At 63.2% G+C, this 4,218-nt stretch carries 5 protein-coding genes; all 5 read right to left on the bottom strand.

Features of this window, described 5'->3' with window-relative positions:
- Positions 1-88: 88 nt before the first annotated feature.
- Complete coding sequence (locus VFH65_RS17310; RefSeq protein WP_353323091.1) at positions 89-946, bottom strand: MlaE family ABC transporter permease; 858 nt, start codon at positions 944-946, stop codon at positions 89-91.
- 12 nt (positions 947-958) lie between these two features.
- Positions 959-1,771 carry an MlaE family ABC transporter permease gene (locus tag VFH65_RS17315; RefSeq protein WP_353323092.1) on the bottom strand — a complete coding sequence of 271 codons (813 nt, stop codon included), beginning with the start codon at positions 1,769-1,771 and terminating at the stop codon, positions 959-961.
- A 123-nt stretch (positions 1,772-1,894) separates the two neighbouring features.
- The gene (locus VFH65_RS17320) at positions 1,895-3,043 is read right to left on the bottom strand and encodes an acyl-CoA dehydrogenase family protein (RefSeq protein WP_353323093.1); all 1,149 of its coding nucleotides are present in this window, start codon (positions 3,041-3,043) and stop codon (positions 1,895-1,897) included.
- A gap of 47 nt (positions 3,044-3,090) precedes the next feature.
- A complete protein-coding gene (locus VFH65_RS17325) occupies positions 3,091-3,861 on the bottom strand; it encodes an enoyl-CoA hydratase/isomerase family protein (protein ID WP_353323095.1) in 771 nt (256 codons plus the stop codon).
- 1 nt (position 3,862) lies between these two features.
- A partial coding sequence (locus VFH65_RS17330; protein WP_353323096.1) for an acyl-CoA dehydrogenase family protein occupies positions 3,863-4,218 on the bottom strand: 356 nt, incomplete at its 5' end.

The raw sequence follows: 4,218 nt of genomic DNA on the forward strand, positions 1-4,218 counted from the left end.
CGAACCGTCGCCATTTGGCGGGTCGCATTCTTCCGTGCGATGTGCATCTCTTTGCCTGTTTCGAACGCGTGACTCGTCAACTTTTCCCCTACCCTGACAGGTTGAAGTTGCCGTTGGAGCCGTAGATGGCCAGTGACACCAGAAGGGTCACCGCTACCACCACGACAAGGGATGTGCGCACCGCGTTGCCCACTGCGGTGCCGACACCGGATGGGCCGCCGGTGGCGAAGTAGCCGAAGTAGGTGTGGATCAACAGGATTGCGATCGCCATCAACACCGCCTGCAGAAACGACCACAACAAGTCGATCGGATTCAAAAACGTGTTGAAGTAGTGGTCATACAGGCCGCCGGACTGTCCGAACAACACCACGGTGGTGAACTGGGAGGCCACGAAGCTCAGGATGACCGCGATCGAATACAGCGGCGTGATCGCGATCATGCCCGCCACGATCCGGGTCGACACCAGGTATTCGATCGGGCGGATCGCCATCGATTCCAGCGCGTCGATCTCCTCGTTGATCCGCATGGCGCCCAGCTGCGCGGTCACCCCGGCGCCAAAGGTGGCCGCCAGCCCGATGCCTGCGACCACCGGCGCGGCGATACGCACGTTGATGAACGCCGCCAGGAGCGCGGTCAGCGCCTCGATGCCGATGTTGCCCAGCGAGGAATAGCCCTGCACGGCCAGCGTTCCGCCGGCGGCCAGGGTGAGGAACCCGACAATCACGACAGTGCCGCCGATCATCGCCAATGTGCCCGCACCCATGGAGATTTCGGCGATCAACCGGATGATCTCGCGGCGGAAGTGCACCGTCGCATGCGGCACACCGGCCAGCGCCTTCACATAGAACAGCATGTGATCGCCGATGCGACCCAGTAAGTCCAACGGGCGGCGCGCGCTCCGCGTGATCCGCGGATAGGTGCTTTTCAGGATCGTCATCGTGCCCATGAGAGTCCCCGGCTATCCCGTCGTCATCCGGATGCCGATGGCCGTGACGACCACATTGATCACGAACAGCGCCATGAACGCGTACACCACCGTCTCGTTGACCGCATTTCCCACCGCCTTCGCGCCGCCCCCGGTGATCGACAGCCCGCGATAGCAGGCCACCAGCCCGGCGATCAACCCGAACAGCGCGGCCTTCACACACGAGATGATCACTTCCGGCACACCGGTCAGCAGGGTGATGCCCGCGGCGAACGCGCCGGGGTTCACATCCTGGATGAACACGGAGAAGAAATAGCCGCCCAGGATTCCGATGATGACGACGAGGCTGTTGAGCAGTAGCGCCACCAAACCCGCCGCCAACATGCGAGGCGTTACCAAGCGCTGCACTGGGTCGATGCCGAGCACTTCCATCGCGTCGATCTCTTCGCGGATGGTGCGCGACCCCAGGTCCGCGCAGATCGCGGTCGAACCGGCTCCCGCAACGATCAGCACCGTCACGATTGGTCCGATCTGCGTCACCGCGCCGAACGCCGCGCCCGCACCCGAGAGGTCGGCCGCGCCCAGTTCGCGCAGCAGGATGTTGAGCGTGAAGCTGACCAGAACCGTGAACGGAATCGCCACCAACAATGTCGGCGCCAACGCCACCCGCGCGATGAACCAGCACTGCTCCAAAAACTCCCGCCACTGAAACGGCCGCCGAAAAACGCACCGCACCGCATCCGCCGACATCGCGAACAACCCACCAACCGCCTGCATCGGCCCCGACAAACTACGAAACCGAGGCAGACCGACCGACCACCGCTCTGCACTACTACCCCACGCCATTGGCCCGTCCTTCCAGGATGCTGACAAATTTCGTCATCCGTGCTGTTGAGCGATCTCCCAACTGCGGTTACGGTTTTGGGTCATCTGCTATTGCCGTATCAGGGTCATTGGTGCTGTGCGCACTTAGAGTCCAAGCGATTTGGCGATGATCACCTTCATCATTTCGCTGGTTCCGGCGTAGATACGGGTCACCCGCGCATCGGCGTAGAGGCGGGCGATGGGGTACTCCATGATGTAGCCGTAGCCACCAAATAGCTGCAAGCAACGGTCGACGACGCTGGCCTGCATCTCCGTGCAGAACAGCTTCACCCGCGCCGCATCGGCGCCAGAGAGCACGCCGTCGACGTGTTCCTCGATCGCGCGATCGACCATCGCCTGCGCGGCCTCGACCTGCGCCGAGCAGGCGGCCAGCTCGAACTTCGTGTTCTGGAACGAGGCAACTGATGTGCCAAAGGCCTTGCGGTCCTTGGTGTATTCGATGGCGGCGGTAATCGCAGAGCGCGCTTGCGACACCGATCCGACGGCGATCGTCAGTCGTTCCTGCGACAGGTTGTTGCCGAGATAGCCGAACGCGTCACCTTCAACTCCCAATTGGTTCGCCGACGGAACCCGCACGTCGACGAACGACAGCTCGGCTGTGTCCTGCACCTTGCAGCCCATCTTCTCCAGCTCGCGACCCCGCGTGAATCCGGGCATTTCGCCTTCGACCACTAGCAAGGTCAGTCCCTTGCGCCGGTCCTCGACGTCCGTCGCCGTTCGGGCCACGACGATCACCAGGTCGGCCTGGCTACCGCCCGTGATGAACGTCTTCGCGCCGTTGAGGATCCAGTCATCGCCGTCGCGTACCGCCGTGGTCCGCATGCCCGCCAGGTCGGAACCCGTCCCCGGCTCGGTCATCGCGATGGCCGTCAGCAGTGTGCCGCCCGCCAACCCGGGGAACCAGCGTTGCCGTTGCTCGGCGTTCGCATAGTGCAGGAAGTACGGAAGGATCACGTCGAGTTGGGTCCGCACCGTCGACAGCGTGACCAAGGCTCGCGCTGCCTCTTCCTGCAACACGACGTTGTAGCGGAAGTCGGATATGCCGCCGCCGCCGAACTCCTCGGGAATCGCCATGCCGAGCATCCCGAGGGAGCCCATGAGCTCGAAGGTCTCGCGGGGCATCCGCCCAGCCTTCTCCCACTGGGGGTAGTGCGGCGCAATTTCCTTCTCCACGAAGTCCCGCGCCAACTGGCGGAAGGAGTCGTGGTCTTCGGTGAACAGTCTTCGGCGCACGGGTTCTCCTTGCCTACAACACGTTTACAGTCACGATCGAGTCATTCTCATTGCGCCGCCGCCCTCGTCAGCTTGGCGATGTTGTCTCGCAGGTCGTCGGTTTGCAATGACATGTCCTCTGCGGTGTTGGCATAGTCCAGCACCGCCAAGACCGCACGTTCCAAGTGAATGTTGAGCATTCGTTTGGTGCTCTCGACGGCTTGCTGCGGCTGGCCGGCGATGCGCTTGGCGCAAGCGATCGCCGCGTCAACCGGGTCGCTGACGACGTGGTTCGCCAGACCGAACTCGACTGCCTTGTCGGCGGGGATACGGGCGCCCGTGAGGGCGTACTCCTTGGCCAACAGCAAGCTCATGTGCAACGGCCACGTGAGTGGACCGCCGTCCGCGGCGACCAAGCCGACCTGTACGTGCGGGTCGGACAAGAACGCATCTTCAGCGATGTAGGCGACGTCACTCAGGGCGACGAGGCTACAGCCCAGGCCAACGGCAGGGCCGTTCACCGCGGCGATCACCGGTATACGGCACCGCACCATGCCCAGCACGATGTCACGGCCGTCGGCCAGCGTCTTGGCACGAAGTTCGCCGTCTTCGCTGAGTGCCTTGATGTAGTTGAAATCACCACCGGCGGAGAACGCCCTTCCGCTGCCGGTGATCACCGCCGCCCGCGCCGATGGGTCGCGGTTCAGCTTGTCCCAGATCCGTGCCAGCCCCGAATGCAGGCCTTGGTTGACGGCGTTGAGGTCGTCAGGGCGGTTGAGCGTGATGATCCGCAAGGAACCATCGGCACGGACGACGATTTCGTCGGGCATGTCGTACATGTCAGGACTCCAATCCAAGGATCCGCGAGGCGATGATGTTCTTCTGGATTTGCGACGTTCCACCCATCACGCTCTGCGCGCGGCTGTATAGATACGTTGCGAGCAGCGGCTCGTCGTCGATTCCACCTTCTGCCAGTGCGGCATGCCCGACCGACTGTTCAACCCACGTCATCAGAAGCTTGTCCAACGAGCCATCCGGTCCATGCGTGAGCCCGTCGAGCTGCTCGGACAGTCTCCGCTGGACGTGCCGGCGCAGCATCTCCGCGTCCACCGCCGCCCACAGAAGTTCGTCGCTGGGTTGGCCTTCGGACCGCTCGGCCAACTCGCGCACCAGTTTTCGGTACCGGGCGGAGTATC

It is taken from the genome of Mycobacterium sp., from assembly GCF_035697385.1.
GTDB lineage: Bacteria > Actinomycetota > Actinomycetes > Mycobacteriales > Mycobacteriaceae > Mycobacterium.

What these genes read in the sequence shown, in the direction of transcription:
- VFH65_RS17325 (WP_353323095.1), bottom strand. Translation starts at nt 3,861, where the DNA reads ATGTACGACATGCCCGACGAAATCGTCGTCCGTGCCGATGGTTCCTTG.
- VFH65_RS17310 (WP_353323091.1), bottom strand. Translation starts at nt 946, where the DNA reads ATGGGCACGATGACGATCCTGAAAAGCACCTATCCGCGGATCACGCGG.
- VFH65_RS17315 (WP_353323092.1), bottom strand. Translation starts at nt 1,771, where the DNA reads ATGGCGTGGGGTAGTAGTGCAGAGCGGTGGTCGGTCGGTCTGCCTCGG.